Genomic DNA, 21,964 nt, shown 5'->3' with positions numbered 1-21,964 from the left:
AAATGATTTAGAAGTTTGATTCTTCTCTTTCAGGGTTCACTTCTTGAGTTGACGCATCAATCTTTAAAATCAAGCTAATCATGGCAGCACACATCATTAAAGACGTACCACCATAACTAATAAATGGCAGAGTTAAACCTTTGGTTGGCATTAAGCCCATGTTCATACCCGCATTTACCAAAATCTGAAGCAAGAAAATAATACTAATACCGTAGGCCAAATAGCCCGCACGAAGGTAGTGATGTTTCAATGCACGGTGACCAATCTTGATACAACATGCCAACATTAAGAAAGACAAACCAATAACGATTGAAATACCGAAGAAACCAAACTCTTCACCTAACACAGCCAACATAAAGTCAGTATGCGCTTCTGGCAAATAAGATAACTTTTGAACACTATGCCCTAAGCCAGTTCCAAACCATTCGCCACGACCAAATGCCATAAGTGCATTTGATAACTGATAACCTACGCCCAATGGATCTGCCCATGGGTCAGTAAACGAAATTAGACGTTGGAAACGATAAGGCTCAAATAGAACTAAAAACACAATACCCGTGACAATCGCACCAAGCATGATCAAGAACTGTGTTGGCGGTGCACCAGCTAAAAAGAACACCCCAACCATCATCATGACAATAACGATGGTAGCGCCCAAGTCCGGCTCAGCAATAATCAAGCCGACTGTAATTGCCATCACACCACTTAAACGCAGCAAGCCTTTCCAGTGAGTACGAACTTCTTTTGCACGGCGTACCACATAATCTGCTGTAAAAATTGCCATCATGACCTTAGCAACCTCTGTTGGCTGCAAGGTAAAGCCACCGATTTTAATCCAGCGTGTAGAACCATTGACTTCTGAACCTACTGCCAAAGCAGCAAGTAGCAGAATCATGGTTAATAGCCACAGCGGAAACGTATTTTTAAACCATGTATTGAGTGATATCCGATATGTTAAATATGCCACCACCGCCGCAGCGACAATAGAAATCGCATGGCGGATGACATAGTGAAACGGGTTCTCATGCATATACTCTGCATAAGGCATCGAAGCAGATGCCACCATCACCGAACCGATACATAACAATGCAACGACACAGAAAATCAAGACATTACGTGGCGTCACTTCCGCTGGCCATTTAGGCAATATCCGTTCATACCAATGATTGATTTTCTGGATTGTGGTCTGAGCTAAGCCTGCCATACTACATTCCTAATCATATTTTCTTTAAACCAACGAATTGACGCAGGCAACAAACTGCTGACCACGGTCATTATAACTTTTAAACATATCAAAACTTGCACATGCCGGTGATAGCAATACCACGTCTTCAGCTTGTGTTTCACGTTGACACAACTCTACAGCTTCTTTAAGCGTTGCTGCATGTAAAATTTTAGTTGCACCTTGAATAGCTTGTTCGATGACAGGCGCATCTTCACCAATCAATACCACAACTTTGGCATATTTTTCGATAGAAGAACGTAAAGGAGCAAAGTCTTGACCTTTACCCTGCCCACCTAAAATTAGGGCAACCTTACCTTTTTTAACTTCAATGGCAGCACCTAAACCATCAATTGCTGCAAGTGTGGCACCCACATTGGTTCCTTTAGAGTCATTATAATAACGCACGTCATGTACGGTTTTGACATACTCGCAGCGATGCTCTAAGCCTTTAAACTGCTTTAATGTTTCAAGCATTGACTCGATTGGCAAACCAATCGCTTCACCTAATGCCAAACAAGCTAAAGCATTGGCTACGTTGTGCATACCTTGAATATATAAATCTGAGCTTTTAATTAAGCGTTGCAAACCACGTGCAAGCCAAAGCGTACCGTCAGCTTCTCTTAAAACGCCATATTGATTTAAGTCGGGTGCATTTAAACCAAAGCTTTGCATTGGGGTTGTATCAGGCACAAGAGGACGGCTTAAAGCATCATCACGGTTAAATACAACTTTTTTTGCACCTTGGAAAATACGATGCTTTGCTTGGTGGTAACCCAACATATTGCCATGACGGTCTAAGTGATCTTCACTCATGTTAAGAACGACAGCAACCTCAGCATTTAAGTGCGATGTCGTTTCTAACTGAAAGCTTGATAACTCAAGTACCAATAACTCTGGCTGATCTTTTAATAAATCTAGAGCTGGTCGTCCAAGGTTGCCACCAACTGCGACTTTCTTACCGGCATCTTTCGCCATTAAGCCCATTAAAGTGGTTACGGTACTTTTTGCATTTGAACCCGTAATCGCGACAATCGGCACATCGGTTGCACGGCGGAGTAATTGAATATCACCCACCACAGAAATACCTTTTGCTATAGCAGTCTGAATTTCTGGTAATTGTGGTGCAAGGCCTGGGCTTAAAATAATTTCTTCTGCTTGTAGTAATAATTCTTGATCAAGCTGACCAAAACTGGTTTTAACGCCAGCAGGAATCTGATTGTGACCGGGTGGTGTGGGACGAGAGTCTGTTACTGCAACTTGGTAGCCTTGTTCATGCAGGAAATTTACAGCAGAAACACCTGATATTCCCAAGCCTGCTACAACTTTTAACCCACCACGTTGTATTAACATTTTTGCCCCACAATTTATCAATCGACAGAATGGCAAAAATGTTAGCACTTTGCTGTTTTGAATACTTTTTCAGTTTGACTTTTATTCTACTTTTTTTGTGTCAGTGCGTAAAAAAGCCATCATTCGATGGCTTTTTATACAGAAAAATTAACGCCACTTCACTGTTTGTATCGGAGCGGACTTTTGCTCAGGCGCATCGTCAGTCGAACAGCCACAATTGCCGCCACAACCTGCAACTTGTTTAGGCTTCAGCCATGTTGCCAAACGCTGCCAGCCCAACCGTTGACATTGAGTTGATAAAGCAAAAAATACTGACGTCGATGTTTGAGGGAATACCTTTTTAAAGACAACAATGGCACTCCACAACACCAATACAGCAACAATAAGGTAATCAAACATAAGCGCCTCCTATTAACCCCAAATGCGTGATGCAATCTGGTAGGTTAAAAATGACATGAGATAAGCCAAACCAAATAAATAAGCCGTCATGACTGCCACATGCTTCCATGAACCTGTCTCACGGCGTACCGTTGCCAAGGTTGCTAAACAATGTGGTGCATAAATAAACCAGACCAATAAAGACAGACCTGTAGCAAATGACCAGCCTGTACCATCTGCACTAATCAAATGAGCAAGCCCTTGTGCAACCGCATGATCATCTGCACCAGATAACGCATATACGGTACCTAATGCAGCTACCACAACTTCACGAGCAGCCATCGCAGGAATCAATGCCACCACGATTTGCCAGTTAAAGCCAAGTGGTGCAAACAAAGGCTGAATGAAGTGCCCTGCCATACCCGCAAAGCTATAATCAATAGCTGGTTGCGTTGCACCATCAGGTGCTTGTGGGAACGTACACAAGAACCAAAGAATAATGGTCAATGCAACAATAATCCCACCGACACGGCGTAAGAAAATCTTTGCACGTTCCATTAAGCCAATAGCAATACTTTTTGGGTCCGGCAAACGATAACTTGGTAACTCCATTAACAATGCATGCTGTGACTTGTCTTTACGTAAAAACTTCATCACAAAAGCGACACAAAGGGCACTTAAGATGCCTGCCATATAAAGGCCAAATAACACCAAACCCTGTAAGTTAAATATTCCAAAAACACTTTGACTTGGAATAAATGCACCGATTAATAAAGCATAGACTGGTAAACGAGCCGAACATGTCATTAGCGGCGCAACCATGATCGTGGTAAAACGGTCACGAGGGTCACTAATACTTCGGGTCGCCATAATCCCAGGAATCGCACAAGCAAAACTTGACAATAATGGAATAAAAGAACGACCACTCAAGCCTGCCTTAAACATTAATTTATCAAGCAAGAATGCTGCACGTGGTAAATAACCTGACTCTTCCAAGACCAAAATAAAGAAGAAAAGAATCAAAATTTGTGGCAAGAATGCCAGTACTGTACCTGCACCTGCTAGAACCCCATCTACGACTAAACTTCGTAGTACAGGTTGATGAATAGCTCCATTTAACCATTCACCTAGCCATGGAATTACACCATCTTCAATTGCAGCTTTAAAAGGTTCTGCCCAAGCAAAGACCGCCTGAAACACAATAAACATCAAGACAGCTAAGCTAAGTAAGCCCAGCACAGGATGTAAAAAAATTCGATCTAGAAAATCAGTACGCTTATCATCGTGGTCGACAAAGTTCACGACATCTTTAAAAATCATTTCGATTTTCTGATGATGCCCGCCACTTAAACCACTGAGTTCAGTATGCGGCACGGTATATTTTTCTTGGTCGAGCGCATGCAATAAGTTTTCAATACCTGAGTTACGTACGGCAACCGTTTCAACAACCGGCACCCCTAAACGCTCAGATAGTTTTTGTGTATTGATCTGAATACCGCGGCGACGCGCTTCATCCATCATGTTCAACACAACCAGAATCGGGCGCCCTAACTCAATGATTTCAAGTACCAACCCTAAGTGCAGTTTTAAGTTCGTCGCATCGACAATACATAAAAATGCATCTTGCTGCCCTTCTTCGGCAATTTTGCCTTGGCAGACATCGCGGGTAATTTCTTCATCTGGGCTGGTTGCCTTTAAACTATAAGTGCCTGGCAAATCGAGTACTCGAACTGCACGTCCAGAAGGCAGTTGAAAATGCCCAACTTTACGCTCTACAGTTACACCCGCATAGTTAGCAACTTTTTGTCTTGTTCCGGTTAAATGGTTAAACAGTGAAGTTTTACCGCAGTTTGGGTTTCCCACAAGGGCAATACGTAGCGCATCACTCATGCGGGTACTCCTTCTAACTGAATCTCGATTTTTTCCGCTTCTTCCTTACGTAAAGCGAAACGAGTAAAGCCAATTTGGATTAAGATCGGATCGCCACCAAAAATACCTTTGGTAATCACTTCTACTCGAGTGCCTGGTACAAAACCCAGACTTTCCAAACGAATTGCGACCAAATCTTGTTGCTCGGACGTTTGTATTATCCGATCCACTTTGGTGATGGTAGCCGCTTGCTTCACTTTCAACGCTGATAAACGCACCGCATCCGATCCTAAAACCTTTTTTTCTAGTATACATATAAATGAGAATAATTACCAAATAAGGTTAAATTTCAATTCTCTTATACTTTAATCGACAAATCTTAAAGTTTCTTTTAAAGTACAGTGGTTTAGAGGACATTGTTTATGATAAATAAAAAACCGCGGATTCCAAGCCCTGTTCAAATTCCTGAACATTTGAGCTTTTTACAAGGTTTTCGCGACTATTTAGTTGCACAAACAGTGAGTCCACATACTCGCAATGCCTATTTATCTGACCTGATTCAATGTAGTGAACTGCATAAAAAAAATAGTTTGCCAAACTGGACGAGTGATGACATTTCAGATGTTCTAATTGAACTCACCAAAATAGGAAAAAGTCCTCGTTCAATCGCACGCTGTTTATCAGCCCTACGCCAGTTTTATAAATTTTTACGTGAACAAAAATTACGAAGCGACAACCCGGTAGCGACCCATCATTCACCGAAAATTGGTAGAGCCTTACCCAAAGATTTATCCGAAGAAGATGTAGAAGCACTCATTCAAGCACCGGACATTACAACAGCCTTGGGCTTACGTGACCGAGCAATGTTTGAGGTGCTTTATGCCTGCGGTTTACGTGTTTCTGAATTAATTAACTTACGCCTGGAACTGATCAATTTAAAACAAGGCTATTTACGTATTACAGGTAAAGGCAATAAAGAACGTTTAGTTCCCTTAGGTCAATATGCCTGTGACTGGGTAGAGCGTTACTTAAATGAGGCACGTCCTCAGCTTTATAAAAGTTCAACTGATTATCTATTTTTAACCCAACAGGGTGGAATTATGAGCCGTCAAAACTTTTGGTATGCGATTAAACGTTACGCTCTACAGGCCAATATTCAGGCTGAACTTTCACCGCATACCTTACGCCATGCTTTTGCAACTCATCTACTCAATCACGGTGCAGACTTACGCGTAGTACAAATGTTACTGGGACATAGCGACTTATCAACGACCCAAATCTATACACATGTGGCACAAGTCAGAATGCAACAATTACATGAAAAACATCACCCTAGAGGTTAAAAATTTTTAAACGAATTATTTAAAACACACCGAACAATCACTTGATTTCGTTCACAAAGGTTAAGAAAGTTTTAACAATACATGCTAGATTTTTTGTTATGCTTAGCAGCTTCTGACTATAAATACTGATGAAATAAGGGTTATCTATGTCCTTTACCCGATCTCAAATTTTTCTTGCCTGTGCTTTGGCTTCCAGCCTGCTGTTCAGTGCTTGTTCTAAAGAAAACAAACCACAAAAAGAAGATGCGCTCACGGCGACCGCACCTGCTACAGGGGAAGCTTCAACCATTATTGAACGCAATGCTAAACAGCGTTTAATTGAAACTTTGCAGAAACAATTTAAGAATGCAAACATCAATGTCAAAATTTTAGATATTAAGCCAACTGAAGTTCCTAATCTTTATTGGGTAAACCTTGAAGGTATGACCTCGGTTTATACGACCAGTGATGGTAAATATCTCATTCAAGGCGATGTCATCCGTTTAGGCGGCAAAGAGCTTCACAATATCGGTGATAATCTTCAAGCCTCTGAGAATAAAAAGCACCTTGCTGCGTTAAAAAATGAAGATCTGATTGTTTACCCAGCTAAAGGCGGTAAAGCTAAACATGTGATTTATGTGTTTACCGATGCAAGCTGTCCTTATTGCCATAAATTACATGAGCATTTAGCCGAGATTAATGAAAAAGGCATTGAGGTTCGTTACATTGCTTGGCCACGTGGCGAGCAATTTATGCCAACAATGGAAGCCGTTTGGTGTAGTGCGGACCGTAAAGCTGCATTTAACCAAGCTGTACAAGGCATTGCTATTGCGCCTGCACAATGTAAAAACCCAGTGCGTGAACAATACCAACTTGGTTTAAACATGGGTGTGAATGGTACACCTGCCATTTATAATGTAGATGGTGAATATCTTGGTGGTTACTTAACACCGGATGAATTGGTTAAACGTCTGGATAAATAATATTCTCAATTTTGACGAATAGTTCATCAGTTATCTAATAAACAAAGCGCTGCTCTTATTGCAGCGCTTTGTTTTTTCAATAAATTGTTATTTACACACCAGTGTTTAAAGACTGATCTACTCTGCTTTTCCAAACATCGCACTCTAATTGATTGAACAGGCACTAAAAGCGCTAGAGTCTGGCGTTTTTTTTAGCTATGATCTAGCTTCAATTAAATGATTCAATGATGATATGGAGTGTGACGTGAAACCAGTTCGCCTGGCAATACTCGGTCTAGGTACCGTAGGTGGAGGAGCCCTTAAACTACTACAAGAAAATGCCGCTGAAATTAAACGTCGCACCGGTCGAGAAATTCAAATTACCCACGTTGGAACACGTCGCCCTCGTCCAGATCTCGAATTAGAAGGGATTAAACAAAGCGCAGATTTACTTGATATCGTTTGCCAACCCGATGTTGATGTGGTTGTTGAAGTGATGGGTGGTATTCACCCTGCTTACGAAGTCATTATGGAAGCGATCAAACACGGTAAACAAGTCGTTACTGCAAACAAAGCTTTACTTGCTGAACATGGTAATGAGTTATTTAAGGCAGCAGAAGATAATGCTGTACAAATTGCCTATGAAGCAGCAGTAGCTGGCGGTATTCCTATTATTAAAGTGATTCGTGAAGGCCTTGCAGCAAACCACATTGAATGGCTTGCAGGTATTATTAACGGTACAGGTAACTTTATTCTGACTGAAATGCGTGAGAAAGGTCGTGCATTTGATGATGTATTAAAAGAAGCTCAAGAACTCGGTTACGCAGAAGCAGATCCAACGTTTGACGTTGAAGGTATTGATGCTGCACACAAGCTTACAATTTTAGCGTCTTGTGCTTTTGGTATTCCTTTGCAATTCGATAAAGTCTATACCGAAGGTATCAGCAAAATTACTGCACAAGATGTGAAATATGCTGAGGAACTTGGTTTCCGTATTAAACATTTAGGCATTGCCCGTCGCGCTGAGAAAGGTATTGAGCTACGTGTTCATCCAACCCTTATTCCAGATGAGCAGCTTATTGCCAATGTAAACGGCGTTAAAAATGCTGTCTTAGTTCAGGCAAATGCAGTAGGTCCAACGCTGTATTATGGTGCTGGTGCTGGTGCTGGTCCAACAGCTTCTGCAGTTGTTGCCGATGTGATTGATATTGTTCGTGACATCTCTTATACAGAAGATGGCGCAGGTACTATTCCTCAACTGGCTTTTGAAGCATTAACAAATGTACCTATTTTAAGCCGTGAAGAAATGACCACAGGTTATTACATCCGCTTAAATGCTGAAGATCAAACTGGTGTACTTGCAGATGTGACGACCATCTTAAGCCGTGCCGGAATCAGTATTGATGCCATCATGCAACAATCACGCTTAAAAGATCTCATTCCAATCGTGATTTTGACCGATCCAATCGTTGAATCAAAGATGGATGATGCTCTTGCGCAAATTCAAGCATTACCTGCTATTCGTGGCGAAATCGTAAGAATTCGTTTAGAATCGCTCGATAGTTAATCAGGTTGAGGGAAAGATTCCCTCTCCCGCTTCACCTCATAATTGGAACACCATCATGTCTAATGCCAATCGTTATACTGGTCTTGTAGATCGTTATCGTGACCGTTTGCCAGTTTCGGCAACTACTCGTGCTATCTCTTTGGGTGAAGGCAACACCCCTCTCATTAAACTTGAGAATATTCCACGTATTATTGGCAAAGATGTAGAAATTTATGTGAAATATGAGGGCTTAAACCCGACTGGTTCATTTAAAGACCGTGGTATGACCATGGCTGTAACCAAAGCGGTTGAAGAAGGCTCTAAAGCGATTATCTGTGCATCTACGGGTAACACGTCTGCTGCTGCTGCCGCATACGCTGCTCGCGCTGGTATCAAAGCATTTGTTTTGATTCCAGAAGGCAAAATTGCGATGGGTAAAATGGCTCAGGCCATGATGTATGGTGCGATCACTATGCAAATCCGCGGTAACTTCGATGATGGTATGCGTCTTGTAAAAGAAGTAGCTGATCAAGCACCTGTAACGATTGTAAACTCAATCAACCCTTACCGTTTGCAAGGTCAAAAGACAATTGCTTATGAAATCGTTGAAGCTTTAGGCCGTGCACCTGACTACCACTGCTTGCCAGTAGGTAACGCAGGTAACATCACAGCTCACTGGATGGGTTATACAGAAGCTGTAGCAAACCAACCTGCTGACCAGTTTGAACAAGTTGTATACGATGCTTCTACTGATCAATTCACTGGCCCTAAACCAGAAGGCTTACCAACAATGGTAGGTTACCAAGCATCTGGCGCAGCTCCATTCTTACGTGGTGCTCCAGTTGAAAGCCCTGAAACAGTTGCAACTGCAATCCGTATTGGTAACCCACAAAGTTGGAACCATGCAAAAGCAGTAGTACGTGACTCTAAAGGCTGGTTTGATGAACTTCAAGACAGTGAAATTTTAGAAGCTCAACGCTTACTTTCTATGTATGAAGGTGTATTTGTTGAGCCAGCATCTGCTGCTTCTATTGGCGGTGCAATCCGTGACATTAAAGCAGGTAAGATTGCCGAAGGTTCTGTCATTGTATGTACAGTAACTGGTAATGGCTTGAAAGATCCTGATACTGCAATCAAACAATGTGCTGATGCAGTGATGTTGTCGATTGATGCAACAATGAGCCAAGTAAAAGATTCGATTTTATCTAATATGTAAAATCTAAATTTCTAAAAACGGCTGTGGTAACACAGCCGTTTTTTTATGTATTTTTTTAAGACCATAAAAAACGCTTCCTATATAGAAGCGCTTTTTTAGAATATTTAAATTAAATACGTTTTGGTAAATTACTTAACCAACCCAGTAAATTCGTCGCATCGTTATTACGTGCCTGCGTACTTGGCTCCCCAAGCAACACAATGACTGCTGGACGTGAATTTACAGTGGTATGCATCACAACACAGCGACCCGCTTCATTAATATAACCCGTCTTAGACAAGTTGATATTCCAACCACCATTACGCACTAAAGCATTCGTATTGTTTGACTTGAGTACACGGTAACCTAAATTAAAGTCATAAGTCGGTGTAGTTGAGAATTGACGAATCAGACCATATTGAGATGCAGTACTTGCCAAAATCCCTAAATCACGCGCAGAAGAGACATTACGCGGGTCTAAACCAGTTGATTCGTAATAATGAGTAGCACTCATACCCAAAGAGCGTGCTTTAGCATTCATCGCTGCTACGAATGCAGGACGACCACCCGGATAGGTACGCGCCAAAGCTGCTGCTGCTGGATTTTCTGACTTCATGAGAGCAAACAGAAGAACTTCTGCACGGTTCATCTTGTCGCCAACACGTAAGGTTGAGCTTGAATTTTTACCATTTGCACCAGCAAAATCAATTTGCTCAAGTGTAATTTCTTCTGACATGTTTAAACGTGCATCTGCCGTTACAACTGCTGTCATCAATTTGGTAATAGACGCAATCGGTACCGATGCGTTGGTATTTTTACTATAAAGAACCTCACCTGTTTGTGCATCCATCACAAGTGCAGCACGTGCACTGACATTTGGCTGGGCGTTATAACCCACGGTGTCACGGATTGGAGCAACTCTAGGTGTAGAGGTAATCACTTTCGGCGCATTACCGCCACGCAAAGTTGTAGTTACAGAAGTTGAACCTTGCGGCGTTGGCTCATCATCTTCATCATTTAAAAGCTGACTAGCGTCCGCTGCGGACCAATTTAAACTTGCAGTACCAGTACTCCCTGAAGACGGGTTATTGACGAGTTCTGCAAAGCTTGTTGAACTCAAACTAAGCAAAATAGACATGCTTAGCACATGCATTAAAGACTTTTTAGAATTTTTCACGGCACAATACTCGACTCAGGGTGACACACATTTGCGCTTACTATCATTATGCCTTACATTTGAGATATAAGGTATAAAGCTTTACCAGCACAATTGTGCACAACTATTCGCTCACTATAGAAGAATAGGATTGCTAATTTTGTCATTCCATTGCAAGCTTATTTTGCTTTATGTAACAAAAAACTTGTTTTTTGAAAGAAAGGAGGTCTTCTTGATTACAGTTTTAGTTGTCGATGACCATGAACTGGTACGTACGGGTATATGCCGTATGTTAGAAGATCATGCAGATGTTGAGGTAATTGGACAAGCCGAATCTGGGGAGGAAGCAATTGCTATCGTTCGCCAGCAACATCCGCAAGTCGTACTACTTGATGTCAATATGCCGGGCATCGGTGGAGTAGAAACAACTCGTCGTTTACTACAAACAGCTCCAGAGACTAAAGTGATTGCTGTGAGCGGCCTTGCAGAAGAGCCTTATCCGTCTTTATTGTTAAAAGCTGGAGCAAAAGGCTATATCACCAAGGGTGCACCAATTGCCGAGATGGTTCGTGCAATTAATAAAGTCATGCAAGGTGGTAAATATTTTAGTGCTGATATTGCAGAGCAACTGGCAAGCTCTTATTTATCTGACACTCAACAGTCCCCTTTTGATTCTTTATCGGAACGGGAAATGCAAGTTGCGATGATGGTCGTAAATTGTATTAGCGCACAAGAAATTGCCGATAAACTTTTTGTAAGTGTGAAAACTGTAAATACTTACCGTTATCGTATTTTTGAAAAGTTAGGTATTGATAGTGATGTAAAACTAACACATCTTGCGATTCGTTATGGTCTGATCAAGCCGTAATCAGACTTACATGCAATTTCCCTTAAACTCATCCTTGTCCCATACGATTTTTCGTTTGGGCAACTGGTATGGTTTATATCGTCTGATTATTGCGGTTAGCCTGAATATTATTTTGGTTTTAACCAATGCTCAAACCGATAACAGTTTGCAGCAACCTTCTTTATATTTTTATACTCTACTCGGCTATTCAATCTTAAGCCTTCTTCAGTTGCTATGCTTTAAATTTATTGCGACTCAAGCGACACGGCAGCTTATTTTATTTTTTATTGTCGACATTATTTGTTTGAGTTTACTAACTTTTTCTGTCGGTGAACCAAATTTACAAATCAGCCTGCTTTATGTAATTGCAATCTTTACTTCGGCAATTTTGCTCAGTGCAAGAATGTCTTTGCTCATTACATTACTTGCTGTGATTGCTGTGATTTACCAACGATTTGTTGGTAGCTTTTTTGACTACAACAACCTCAATACGATTGGTAATAGTGCCCTATTGGCCTTCTTATTTTTTGTAGTGCATGGTATTGGTCAAATTGCAGTTCAGCGCTTTAAACTACTCGAAGCACTCACTTTCCATCAGTCGATCGAACTTTATCAACTTCAAAATATCAATCGTTATATTTTAGAACAAATCGAAGAAGGCTATTTAGTTTTAGATGAAAATTATGACATTGTGGTAAGCAATCCGGCAGCCTGTTCATTGCTTGGTATTCCTCCGCAATTTGCCAATGAAAAATATCCTTTAGCTAAATGGCATGCAGATTTATTTGAAATTCTTAAGTTGGGTGACTTACAAGAAGGTGACCGATTTATTTTTGAATCTCAGCTTTCAGCCTACTCTATCAATATTAAAGTACAACACCTATTGGTGCCCCAACACGCATTAACACTGCTCATTTTACAAGATGCCCAGCAAATTAATCAGCAAGCACAGCAGCTCAAACTTGCCGCCTTAGGACAACTCTCAGCAAGCATTGCTCACGAAATTCGTAATCCTCTTGCTGCAATTGTACAAGCAAATGAGTTACTTAAAGATAGCGATCAAGAGCAACAAAACACTTTACGCCATATGATTGGTAAACAAACCAAGCGTATCGATAGTATTGTTCAAGATACTCTAGGACTTGCCCGCAGCGAAAGAACTCATCCCATCCAAATTGAATTAAGTGAATTCATAAATAGCTTATTCGAAGAAGATTTATCTGACGTTAAACATTGTATCGAACTCAAAATTTCTAATGACTCTTTAAAACTTTTATTTGACGAAAAACAATTACGACAAGTCATGATCAATCTGGTTCGAAATGCTTTAAGACATAATGCACCTGATTCACCCGATGTCATGATCAATATTCATTCACAAACAAATAAAATTTATATTGATGTGATCGATTACGGTGAAGGTGTTTCAAAACGTGATATATCTCAATTATTTAAACCATTTTTTAGTACCGAAATTAATGGAACTGGTTTAGGATTATATTTGTCTCATAGTTTCTGTGAGGCAAACCATGCAAAGCTCACTTATGTAGAGCAAAAACAAGGGGCATGCTTCAGAATAGAATGCCCAATAATATATTGATTTTTTTATTAGGTTTTTGGGGAAATGGCAGAACAGCAACCACTGGTTTTGCTTGTAGACGATGAAGAGGATTTGTGCCTTTTAATGCAAATGACACTTGCACGAATGGGGATTAAAACACATCTTGCTTATCGGGTTGAACAGGCCAAACAACTCTTTACTCAGTTTCATTACGATGCATGCTTAACCGATTTAAACCTTCCCGATGGGAGTGGATTAGACTTAGTCAAACATGTCTCTCAAAATTACACTAATACCCCAATTGCAGTTTTAACTGCATACGGCAATATGGATATTGCAATTGCAGCATTAAAAGCAGGTGCTTTTGATTTTGTAAATAAACCCGTCAATCAAGTTCATTTAGATCAATTACTGCAAAAGGCACTCAATCGGCAAAAAACCGATCATGATTTTGTAGAAACTGCATTAGAAAATAAATTATTAATTGGTCGTTCTCTGCCTATCCAACAGTTACGTATCGCGATTAAAAAAATTGCCCGCTCTCAAGCACCGGTATTTGTTACTGGTGAATCCGGAACTGGTAAAGAAGTCGTTGCCAATCTGGTTCATCGCCTTAGTAATCGTAGTGAAGGACCTTTTATCGCGATTAACTGTGGTGCTATTCCAACTGAACTGATGGAAAGCGAATTGTTTGGGCATAAAAAAGGAAGCTTTACTGGCGCGACTCAAGATAAACAAGGCCTAATTTTATCCGCACACGGCGGTAGTTTATTTTTAGATGAAATTGCCGAATTACCTTTGAGCATGCAAGTCAAACTGCTCCGTGCAGTACAGGAAAAAAAGATTCGTCCTGTCGGTTCTGACCAAGAGATAGATGTTGATTTTCGTGTGATCAGTGCCAGTCATCAAGACTTGGATTTACTGGTTCGGCAAGGCAAATTCCGTCAGGATCTATTCTTCCGTATCCATGTAATGGATCTGATATTGCCACCTTTACGCGAACGTGGTGAAGATGTTCTTTTACTTGCAAACCACTTCATCCAAAAAATTTGTATGGAATGGGCAACGCCGCCCAAACAATTAACCGATGCAGCTGAAACGTACCTGCTACAGCAACACTTTCCGGGCAATGTTCGCGAATTAAGAAATATGATTGAGCGGGCAATTACCTTAAGTGATGATGCCAAGATTGATATACCTCATTTACATCCAGCTCCGCTAAGAGCCAATATCTCTAACTCCATATCATCGGTATGTGAAACTATACCAAACGCTGTAACTGCGCCTCAGGCTGTAAAAAAATTACCAACTGAAGGGCTAGAACGCTATTTAGAGAATATTGAAAAAGATATTTTGCTCAATGCACTCAACATGACCCACTGGAATCGAACCTTAGCAGCTAAAAAACTAGGAATGACTTTCCGTTCTTTACGCTACCGTTTGAAGAAATTTGGGTTAGATACTGAAACCGAACAGGAAGTATAAAATTTATTTCTTTTTTAGAAGTAGATCGGCAACCCGATCTAAATAAACTTCTTCTTTCATTTCTGGGGGTAAGGGATAGGTCTGGTTAGGCTGAATACCCTGCCCTTCAATCATATTGCCGTTTGGTGTGTAGTAATGTGAAACCGTCATTTGTAGAGCCGCGCCACTTGGTAAAGGGAAAAGCTTCTGTACCACACCCTTTCCATAACTTTTTTCACCAATGACCCATGCACGTTGATGCTCTTTCATTGCTGCAGTAAAAACTTCTGCTGCCGATGCAGATCTGTGATTAATTAAAATACCGACTTTTATATTTTGAAAATCATTACCGGGTAAAGCCTGAAATTGTTGGTTGCCTTCTGAACGACTTTTTGTAGAAACAATAATGCCATGATTTAAAAATAAATCGGCTGACTCAACAGCAGCAGATAACAATCCACCGGGATTATTTCGTAAATCAATTAATACTGCTTTTAAACGTGAAGAACTATTTTCTTCAATTAAACGTTTAATCTCATTGGCAGTATCTTGCTGAAATACTCGAATTTTTAATACCAACACCTGATTATGTAACATGACAGGTTCGATATCGGTTTCAATCTTTTTATTACGCACTAAACTGATTGGACTATTTGATTCTTCTGTCTGTACTTGAAGCGTTGATCCTATCGACCCATAAAGCAAACCAAATATTTGATCTTGGGTTAGGTTTTTAAGTTCCTGATTATCAATCTTTAAAACAGTCTGCCCATTTCTTAAGCCTAACTTATATGAGTCTGAACCTGTTTTAAGATCACGAATCATCCATTTATGAATATGTGCTTCAGGACTTAAGGCAAAATCAACCGAAGCAAGATCACCTTCGGTATATTGAATGAGTTGACGGTATTCTTCAGCTGACAAATAACGTGAATAACGATCAAGGCCACTCACCAAGCCTTTGATTGCCTGCAAAAATAAAGCATCGTCTGGCTTTTCATCAACATAGTTATCGCGAACGATTCCATAGATTTGTACAAACTGTTGAATAGACTCAATCGGGACTTCTGCATAACTTTCCTCAGATTCTGGCGAATCAGGATGCAGAGGCGATAATTTTTCTTTTACAACAGGAGCAGCAAGAGCAAACTGGCTGCAACACATCAATATGCTAACAAAAAAAGCCTTATATATATTGTGTTGCAGCATTTAGTCACCTATCGCTTATGCAGATAATGTAATCAGATTACGACCTTGCATTTCAGCAGGTACAGGAATCTGCATTAAGTTAAGGATGGTCGGTGCAACATCAGCAAGCACGCCCCCTTCTGCAATTGTCGCTTGTGTTGGGCCAATATAAATAAATGGCACAAGCTCTGTTGTGTGCTGAGTATGTACTTGACCACTTTCGTAGTCCTGCATTTGCTCAACGTTACCATGGTCGGCAGTAATGAGCATATGACCTTTTTTCGCCATCACTGCTTCGTATACACGACCTAAACACGTATCTACTGCTTCAACTGCTTTAACCGCAGCATCAAACACGCCTGTATGGCCTACCATATCACCATTGGCATAGTTCACAACAAGTAAATCATACTCGCCTGAGTTAATTGCATTGACTAACTCATCAGTTACTTCATAAGCACTCATTTCAGGTTTTAAGTCATATGTCGCAACATTTGGAGATGGAATTAGAATTCGCTTCTCACCTGGGTATTCATCTTCACGGCCGCCACTAAAGAAGAAAGTCACATGGGCATACTTTTCAGTTTCAGCAATACGTAATTGCGTTTTACCAAGAGAAGATAAATATTCCCCAAGCGAGTTTTTAAGCTCTTCAGGCATATATGCCACAGGTGCATCAATACTTGCCTGATAACGCGTTAACATGACAAATTTAGACAGGTTCGGTACAACTTTACGCTCAAAACCAGCAAAGTCTTTTTCAACGAATGCACGAGTAATTTCACGAGCACGGTCAGCACGGAAGTTCATGAAAACAACACTATCGCCATCTTGAACTTTAGCGATATCACCAATACGAGTTGCTTTTACAAACTCATCATTTTCATTGGCTGCATAAGCAAGCTCTAAGCCTTCAACAGCAGTATTTGCAGTGCGAGCAGCCTCACCTTCAGTTAATAAACGGTAAGCTTGCTCAACACGATCCCAACGATTATCACGGTCCATTGCAAAATAGCGACCAATCATCGTTGCGATACGGCCTTTGCCTTCATATTTGGCAAATAAAGTATCTAATTTTTCTAATGAACGTTGAGCACTACGTGGAGGAGTATCACGACCATCAAGGAATGCATGAAGGTAAACTTTTGCACCACGTTTTAATGCAAGCTCACACATCGCCACAATGTGGTCTTCGTGTGAGTGAACACCACCTTCTGAGAGCAAGCCCATAATATGAACTGCACCACCAGCAGCTTTGGCTTTTTCTACAGCATCAATTAATACTTCATGTTTGAAAAAGTCGCCAGTACGAATGTCTTTAGTAATACGGGTAAAATCTTGATATAACACACGGCCAGCGCCGAGGTTCATATGACCAACTTCAGAGTTACCCATTTGTCCATCAGGTAATCCTACATCTTCACCAGAACCAGAAATGAGACTATTTGGATGCTTTGCTTTCATTGCAGTTAAATTCGGGGTTTTTGCTGCAAGAAAAGCATTATCTTCAATTGCTTCACGGTGTCCAACACCATCCATAATGACCAGAACGTGAGGGATCTTGCCAGCAGTTGCATCCGTCATAATCAATTTCTCTTTTGTCTACAATTTCATCGCAATATCTTACCGAATTTTCGGTGAAGACTCTAATTTTTCCTATGGCTTTCACCAATACCCATTATTGAGAAAGCCATTCATTCTTTTGAACTAGCGAGCGCGGTAAAGTAAATAACTTCCGGCAACAAACATTAAACCAATAGGTACAAGTACAAACCAAGCAGGTGAAGGTGCATATACCAAACTTGCGTAACCCAAGAAGTCCTGCAAGTAATAAAACCCGAGACCAATAAAGAGTGCGATCACCAATCTGAAACCCATTGACTGTTGACGTAGTGGACCAAAAATAAAAGAACATGCCACCAACACAAGCGTAATCAGTGAAAATGGAGAAGCAACTTTTTGCCAGAAAGCTAACTGGTAAGTTTTAGGAACTTGGCTATATTCATCCATATAACGCATAAAACTAATCAGCTGACTTGGAGACAAGTCTTCAGGGTCTAAAGTCACCATGTGCACATATTTAGGTTGTAAAGCCAATCCTAAAGATTGTTGATCATGATTGTTTTGTATCGAGTTACCATCTGTGAGAATGTCCATCTGGCTGGCTTTTTGTAAAGACCACTGACCATTTTGGATAAACTTCCCTTGCTCTGCATTAATTAAAGACTGCAAATGGTAGTCTTTATCAAAATCTACCACCTGAATATCTTTTAAACTCCCTTGCGAGTTCGCGTAGTCAATATAGATAAAGCGTTGGCCTTCTCGTGACCAATAGCCTTTAACTTCACCTAAAGCTGCAACCGAGCGATGGCTTTTAATACTTTGCGCTTGCTCATTTGTATAAGGAACAACCCACTCACTTAAAGCAAAAGATAAAACAATAAGTAGCAAAGCTGAACGCATAACCCAGCCGACAATACGCCACAAACTAATACCAACTGAACGCATCACGATCAGTTCACTATTAGAGGCTAAAGCCCCTAACCCAATCACGGCGCCAATAAGGGCAGAGATAGGTAAAATTTCATACAGATAGCGAGGGGCACCCCATAGCACATAGATAAAAGCTTGCCATGCACTATAGTCAGGTTTCAGCTGGCCTAACTCACCCAGATAGGTAAACAGTATTTGTAAAACAGATAAAACAATGGTGGTACCAAACATTGCGAGCGCAGTGGTTTTCGTCACATATTTGGCGACTATTCGACGTGCTAACATTATAATTTCACTCGCTTGATCTGTTTCTTGATTTTCGGCCCTAATTTCTGTTTACGTGAAAATAAGGCAGCTGCAATTGCATAAACCAATAAAGCCACTGGATAAGCCCAAATATCCAGTTCACCTTTACTAATACGAGTCTTAATCGCAATCATAAGTACAATCAGGCTCGCGAAAATAAAAATAGATGGAATAAGACGATAATAACGACCTTGTCGTGGGCTCACCTCAGACAATGCAACCGACATCATTAGCGCAACAATAATGGTAAACGGACCAAATAAACGCCAACCTAGTTCACTTCTTATGATCGGATCATCTGTTTTAGACAACAGTTTTGAAGTTGGAAGTGCTTCTACCTCACTACTTTCAAACTTAACGTCTTTATCATTCTCAAGTCTTAAACGGTAAGACTGAAATTCTGCTTGTGTATATTTAGGTTGCCCCGGATAAATTTCATAACGACGACCTTGAACCAGATCGACCACATTGGCGGTATCATTTGCAACTTCAACACGTGTCGCTTCTTTTGCCAAAATCATCACATCCGGCTTACCTTCTTTAGTAGACCGCTGATAAAAGAAAATATCTTTGAGGTTTTTTCGGTCTTCTGAAAGTGAGCCTGCGTAAATTGTATAAGGCCCTGATGAAATAAACTCTCGTGGTCGAACCAAGTCAAAACCTGTACGTACTGCTTGGGTGGTCGTTAATTTTTCAAATTCACGAAGACCCCATGGTGTCATCCAGAGCATAAGCACAGACTGACAAACCATATAAACCAGCGTCATGGGAATGAGTAAGCGTGCTAATTGATGACGGCTTACACCACTACCATTTAATACAGCCATTTCATGATCAACATATAAACGACCGAACACCAACATTAAACCAATGAAAAGACCTAGTGGTAAAATGAGAGTTAAAAATTCAGGTAAGCGGTATCCAACGATGCTAAATAAAATACTGACATCTAAGCGCCCCTGCGCCGCCACACCAAAGTATTTGATCAGACGACCACCCATCATGATTAAGGTCAATAATGCAATGACCACCATTGAGGTAGAGACCACTTGCTTGACGAGATAACGCCGAATAATCAAATTAATACTTCCAAAAGGCTAATCGGGACGAATGCTAGTTTACCCGAATGTTAAAAATATAAAACCGCACATTGCAACGCTATGCTTGAAAGTGTTTCAATGTTTTAATCCATCATAACTTTCTATAGGCAATCACGGCAGCCATGAAATTTAAAACTTATACAACTTTTCCTGAACAAACATCTAATGAATCTTTGTGGATTTTAGTTGATTCAGAACAGCTTCAAAGCAACCTCAATACATATCAAATCAATAACCTAGAAAACATTCTTACAGCAACTCAATTTAAAGCGAACTTCAATGAAACACTGCCATTATTTGGTCAGCTTAACATCCAACCTCATAGCCAAGTCCTTGGTTTAGGAAAAGCAGCTGAACTTCAAGCAGTTAAGTTAGCAAAATTGGCACAAACCATTATCAAATCGACACAAAATAAATTTAAGCATATCTCAATTGATATTGCTGCATTACCTGTCGAATACCATTATTTATTTGCACTAAGCTTAACTCAAGCTGCTTATGGTTATGATGAGTTTAAATCGAAAAAAAATGAATTTGTGTTACAACAAGTTGATTTAATTAGCTCACAAACCAGCCTTGATGAAAATCAACTCGCTTTAATACATGCTGTACAATCTGGCCAGTCTTTTGCTCGTGACTTAGGCAACCGTCCAGGTAACATCTGTTTCCCTGAATATTTGGCAGAACAGGCCTTAGCTCTCGCTGCAGAATTCCCGGACTTACTTAAAGTCACAGTCCTAGATGAACAGCAAATGGCTGATTTAGGCATGTATGCGTTCCTTGCAGTGAGCAAAGGATCTGAGCGTCCGGGTCGTATTGTTACGCTCGAATACCAAGCAAAGCTTGAACAGGCACCTGTTGTACTTGTAGGTAAAGGTGTAACGTTTGATACCGGCGGCATTTCTTTAAAACCGGGTCTTGGTATGGATGAAATGAAGTTCGATATGTGCGGTGCAGCATCTGTACTCGGAACAATCCGCGCACTATGTGAAGCACGACTTCCAATCCATGTAGTGGGTGCAATTGCAGCAGCAGAAAATATGCCTTCAGGTAAAGCAACACGCCCGGGTGATATTGTTACAACCATGAGCGGACAAACTGTTGAAATTTTAAATACAGATGCCGAAGGCCGTTTGGTTCTTTGCGATACTTTAACTTATATCAAGCGCTTCAATCCGGCTGTTGTTATTGATATTGCAACGCTCACCGGTGCTTGCGTAGTGGCATTGGGTAAAGTACTTAGTGGCTTATTCTCTCCTGACGATGCTTTGGCAACTGAACTTCAACAAGCAGGCGAGCAGTCATTTGACCGTGTATGGCGCATGCCAGTCATTGATGACTATCAAGAATTACTTGATTCACCATTTGCAGATATTGCAAACATTGGTGGTCCGCACGGTGGCGCAATTACAGCAGCTTGCTTCCTTGAGCGTTTTACACGTGACTATCGTTGGGCCCACTTAGACGTTGCGGGCACAGCTTGGTTATCAGGCACAGCAAAAGGCGCAACTGGTCGTCCAGTACCGCTACTTATGCAATTCTTGGCAAATCGTGTAAATGCGAATGGCTAAAGTTAGCTTTTATCTGTTTGAAACCAGCGAAGAACGGCAAGTCGATAGTGCTTGCCGTTTATGTCGAAAAATTTTGTTAAAGCATCCACAAATCTGGTGGTATTGCCCAGATGTGCAGCTACAACAAACACTTGATGAAAAATTGTGGAGCTTTGATCCAATCAGTTTCATTACGCATGGCATTGATCAGGCAGATGCAGCCGTATGTATTTCGGCTAGACAACCCTCTGAACAAGGCTGGTTAGTATTTAATTTTAACAATCATGCACTTGAACAAATCGATCATTTTAGCCACATTATAGAAATTGTTGAAAATAATGAAGCAGCCAAGCAAATTGGACGAGAAAAATTTAAAATGTATCGTCGTTTAGGTATAGAACCTCGAACCTTTAAATTATAACGCGCTAAAATGTAGACACTGTTGAGCAAAG

General features: G+C 40.7%; 19 protein-coding genes. 9 read left to right on the top strand and 10 right to left on the bottom strand.

Annotated elements, in window-relative coordinates; all coding sequences use genetic code 11:
- Positions 1-7 precede the first annotated feature (7 nt).
- The 5 genes from ftsW to ABLB96_RS03885 all read right to left on the bottom strand — a co-directional run bounded on the left by ftsW (position 8) and on the right by ABLB96_RS03885 (position 5,100).
- Complete coding sequence (gene ftsW / locus ABLB96_RS03905; RefSeq protein WP_348896973.1) at positions 8-1,204, bottom strand: putative lipid II flippase FtsW; 1,197 nt, start codon at positions 1,202-1,204, stop codon at positions 8-10.
- Between the two features lie 24 nt (positions 1,205-1,228).
- On the bottom strand, positions 1,229-2,575 hold the full coding sequence (murD, locus tag ABLB96_RS03900; protein WP_348896972.1) for a UDP-N-acetylmuramoyl-L-alanine--D-glutamate ligase: 1,347 nt from the start codon (positions 2,573-2,575) through the stop codon (positions 1,229-1,231).
- Positions 2,576-2,722: 147 nt separating this feature from the next.
- Positions 2,723-2,974: a DUF6587 family protein gene (locus ABLB96_RS03895; protein ID WP_348896971.1), complete on the bottom strand. Its 252-nt coding sequence runs from the start codon at positions 2,972-2,974 to the stop codon at positions 2,723-2,725.
- A 12-nt stretch (positions 2,975-2,986) separates the two neighbouring features.
- Positions 2,987-4,843 (bottom strand): ferrous iron transporter B, encoded by a 1,857-nt coding sequence (locus ABLB96_RS03890; protein WP_348896970.1) that lies wholly within the window; start codon positions 4,841-4,843, stop codon positions 2,987-2,989.
- Complete coding sequence (locus ABLB96_RS03885) at positions 4,840-5,100, bottom strand: FeoA family protein (RefSeq protein ID WP_348896969.1); 261 nt, start codon at positions 5,098-5,100, stop codon at positions 4,840-4,842. Before ABLB96_RS03885 ends, ABLB96_RS03890 begins: the two co-directional genes overlap by 4 nt.
- Positions 5,101-5,244: 144 nt before the next feature.
- Here ABLB96_RS03885 and xerD point away from each other — a divergent pair, with 144 nt between their 5' ends.
- From xerD to thrC, 4 genes are all read left to right on the top strand, one after another.
- The gene (xerD, locus tag ABLB96_RS03880) at positions 5,245-6,165 is read left to right on the top strand and encodes a site-specific tyrosine recombinase XerD (RefSeq protein WP_348896968.1); all 921 of its coding nucleotides are present in this window, start codon (positions 5,245-5,247) and stop codon (positions 6,163-6,165) included.
- A 146-nt stretch (positions 6,166-6,311) separates the two neighbouring features.
- A complete protein-coding gene (locus ABLB96_RS03875; protein ID WP_348896967.1) occupies positions 6,312-7,127 on the top strand; it encodes a DsbC family protein in 816 nt (271 codons plus the stop codon).
- A gap of 244 nt (positions 7,128-7,371) precedes the next feature.
- A complete protein-coding gene (locus tag ABLB96_RS03870; protein WP_348896966.1) occupies positions 7,372-8,673 on the top strand; it encodes a homoserine dehydrogenase in 1,302 nt (433 codons plus the stop codon).
- Between the two features lie 55 nt (positions 8,674-8,728).
- Positions 8,729-9,868: a threonine synthase gene (thrC, locus tag ABLB96_RS03865; RefSeq protein WP_111855727.1), complete on the top strand. Its 1,140-nt coding sequence runs from the start codon at positions 8,729-8,731 to the stop codon at positions 9,866-9,868.
- Between the two features lie 109 nt (positions 9,869-9,977).
- On the opposite strand, the gene pbpG is transcribed toward thrC, so the two are convergent.
- Positions 9,978-11,024 (bottom strand): D-alanyl-D-alanine endopeptidase PBP7/8, encoded by a 1,047-nt coding sequence (gene pbpG / locus ABLB96_RS03860; RefSeq protein ID WP_348896965.1) that lies wholly within the window; start codon positions 11,022-11,024, stop codon positions 9,978-9,980.
- 211 nt (positions 11,025-11,235) lie between these two features.
- On the opposite strand from pbpG, the gene ABLB96_RS03855 reads away from it, so the two are divergent.
- Genes ABLB96_RS03855 through ABLB96_RS03845 form a run of 3 tightly spaced genes read left to right on the top strand, consistent with a single transcriptional unit; the run spans position 11,236 to position 14,896 of the window.
- Positions 11,236-11,871, top strand: a complete 636-nt coding sequence (locus ABLB96_RS03855; RefSeq protein ID WP_000633799.1) for a response regulator — start codon at positions 11,236-11,238, stop codon at positions 11,869-11,871.
- Positions 11,872-11,881: 10 nt separating this feature from the next.
- A complete protein-coding gene (locus ABLB96_RS03850; RefSeq protein ID WP_348896964.1) occupies positions 11,882-13,450 on the top strand; it encodes a PAS domain-containing sensor histidine kinase in 1,569 nt (522 codons plus the stop codon).
- A gap of 24 nt (positions 13,451-13,474) precedes the next feature.
- A complete protein-coding gene (locus tag ABLB96_RS03845; protein ID WP_348896963.1) occupies positions 13,475-14,896 on the top strand; it encodes a sigma-54 dependent transcriptional regulator in 1,422 nt (473 codons plus the stop codon).
- Between the two features lie 3 nt (positions 14,897-14,899).
- Here the strand turns inward: ABLB96_RS03845 and ABLB96_RS03840 are convergent, their stop codons facing one another.
- From ABLB96_RS03840 to lptF, 4 genes are all read right to left on the bottom strand, one after another.
- Positions 14,900-16,084, bottom strand: coding sequence for a S41 family peptidase (locus tag ABLB96_RS03840; protein ID WP_348896962.1), 1,185 nt, complete (start codon positions 16,082-16,084; stop codon positions 14,900-14,902).
- A 15-nt stretch (positions 16,085-16,099) separates the two neighbouring features.
- Positions 16,100-17,647 carry a 2,3-bisphosphoglycerate-independent phosphoglycerate mutase gene (gpmI, locus tag ABLB96_RS03835; RefSeq protein WP_348896961.1) on the bottom strand — a complete coding sequence of 516 codons (1,548 nt, stop codon included), beginning with the start codon at positions 17,645-17,647 and terminating at the stop codon, positions 16,100-16,102.
- A 123-nt stretch (positions 17,648-17,770) separates the two neighbouring features.
- A complete protein-coding gene (lptG, locus tag ABLB96_RS03830; RefSeq protein ID WP_348896960.1) occupies positions 17,771-18,841 on the bottom strand; it encodes an LPS export ABC transporter permease LptG in 1,071 nt (356 codons plus the stop codon).
- Positions 18,841-19,941, bottom strand: a complete 1,101-nt coding sequence (gene lptF, locus ABLB96_RS03825; RefSeq protein ID WP_348896959.1) for an LPS export ABC transporter permease LptF — start codon at positions 19,939-19,941, stop codon at positions 18,841-18,843. The genes lptG and lptF overlap by 1 nt, the downstream gene beginning before the upstream one ends.
- 143 nt (positions 19,942-20,084) lie before the next feature.
- On the opposite strand from lptF, the gene ABLB96_RS03820 reads away from it, so the two are divergent.
- Together ABLB96_RS03820 and ABLB96_RS03815 are read left to right on the top strand one after the other, a co-directional pair.
- Positions 20,085-21,533, top strand: a complete 1,449-nt coding sequence (locus ABLB96_RS03820; RefSeq protein ID WP_348896958.1) for a leucyl aminopeptidase — start codon at positions 20,085-20,087, stop codon at positions 21,531-21,533.
- On the top strand, positions 21,526-21,933 hold the full coding sequence (locus tag ABLB96_RS03815) for a DNA polymerase III subunit chi (protein ID WP_348896957.1): 408 nt from the start codon (positions 21,526-21,528) through the stop codon (positions 21,931-21,933). Before ABLB96_RS03820 ends, ABLB96_RS03815 begins: the two co-directional genes overlap by 8 nt.
- The last annotated feature ends 31 nt before the right edge of the window (positions 21,934-21,964 follow it).

Source organism: Acinetobacter sp. XH1741, assembly GCF_041021895.1.
Taxonomy (GTDB): Bacteria; Pseudomonadota; Gammaproteobacteria; order Pseudomonadales; family Moraxellaceae; genus Acinetobacter.
This window is presented reverse-complemented; position numbering and strand designations above follow the sequence as displayed.

Excerpts from the sequence above, each read along its gene's own strand:
- ftsW (WP_348896973.1), bottom strand. The coding sequence starts at position 1,204 with ATGGCAGGCTTAGCTCAGACCACAATCCAGAAAATCAATCATTGGTAT.
- murD (WP_348896972.1), bottom strand. The coding sequence starts at position 2,575 with ATGTTAATACAACGTGGTGGGTTAAAAGTTGTAGCAGGCTTGGGAATA.
- ABLB96_RS03895 (WP_348896971.1), bottom strand. The coding sequence starts at position 2,974 with ATGTTTGATTACCTTATTGTTGCTGTATTGGTGTTGTGGAGTGCCATT.
- ABLB96_RS03890 (WP_348896970.1), bottom strand. The coding sequence starts at position 4,843 with ATGAGTGATGCGCTACGTATTGCCCTTGTGGGAAACCCAAACTGCGGT.
- xerD (WP_348896968.1), top strand. The coding sequence starts at position 5,245 with ATGATAAATAAAAAACCGCGGATTCCAAGCCCTGTTCAAATTCCTGAA.
- ABLB96_RS03875 (WP_348896967.1), top strand. The coding sequence starts at position 6,312 with ATGTCCTTTACCCGATCTCAAATTTTTCTTGCCTGTGCTTTGGCTTCC.
- thrC (WP_111855727.1), top strand. The coding sequence starts at position 8,729 with ATGTCTAATGCCAATCGTTATACTGGTCTTGTAGATCGTTATCGTGAC.
- ABLB96_RS03850 (WP_348896964.1), top strand. The coding sequence starts at position 11,882 with ATGCAATTTCCCTTAAACTCATCCTTGTCCCATACGATTTTTCGTTTG.
- ABLB96_RS03845 (WP_348896963.1), top strand. The coding sequence starts at position 13,475 with ATGGCAGAACAGCAACCACTGGTTTTGCTTGTAGACGATGAAGAGGAT.
- ABLB96_RS03840 (WP_348896962.1), bottom strand. The coding sequence starts at position 16,084 with ATGCTGCAACACAATATATATAAGGCTTTTTTTGTTAGCATATTGATG.
- gpmI (WP_348896961.1), bottom strand. The coding sequence starts at position 17,647 with ATGACGGATGCAACTGCTGGCAAGATCCCTCACGTTCTGGTCATTATG.
- lptG (WP_348896960.1), bottom strand. The coding sequence starts at position 18,841 with ATGTTAGCACGTCGAATAGTCGCCAAATATGTGACGAAAACCACTGCG.
- ABLB96_RS03820 (WP_348896958.1), top strand. The coding sequence starts at position 20,085 with ATGAAATTTAAAACTTATACAACTTTTCCTGAACAAACATCTAATGAA.
- ABLB96_RS03815 (WP_348896957.1), top strand. The coding sequence starts at position 21,526 with ATGGCTAAAGTTAGCTTTTATCTGTTTGAAACCAGCGAAGAACGGCAA.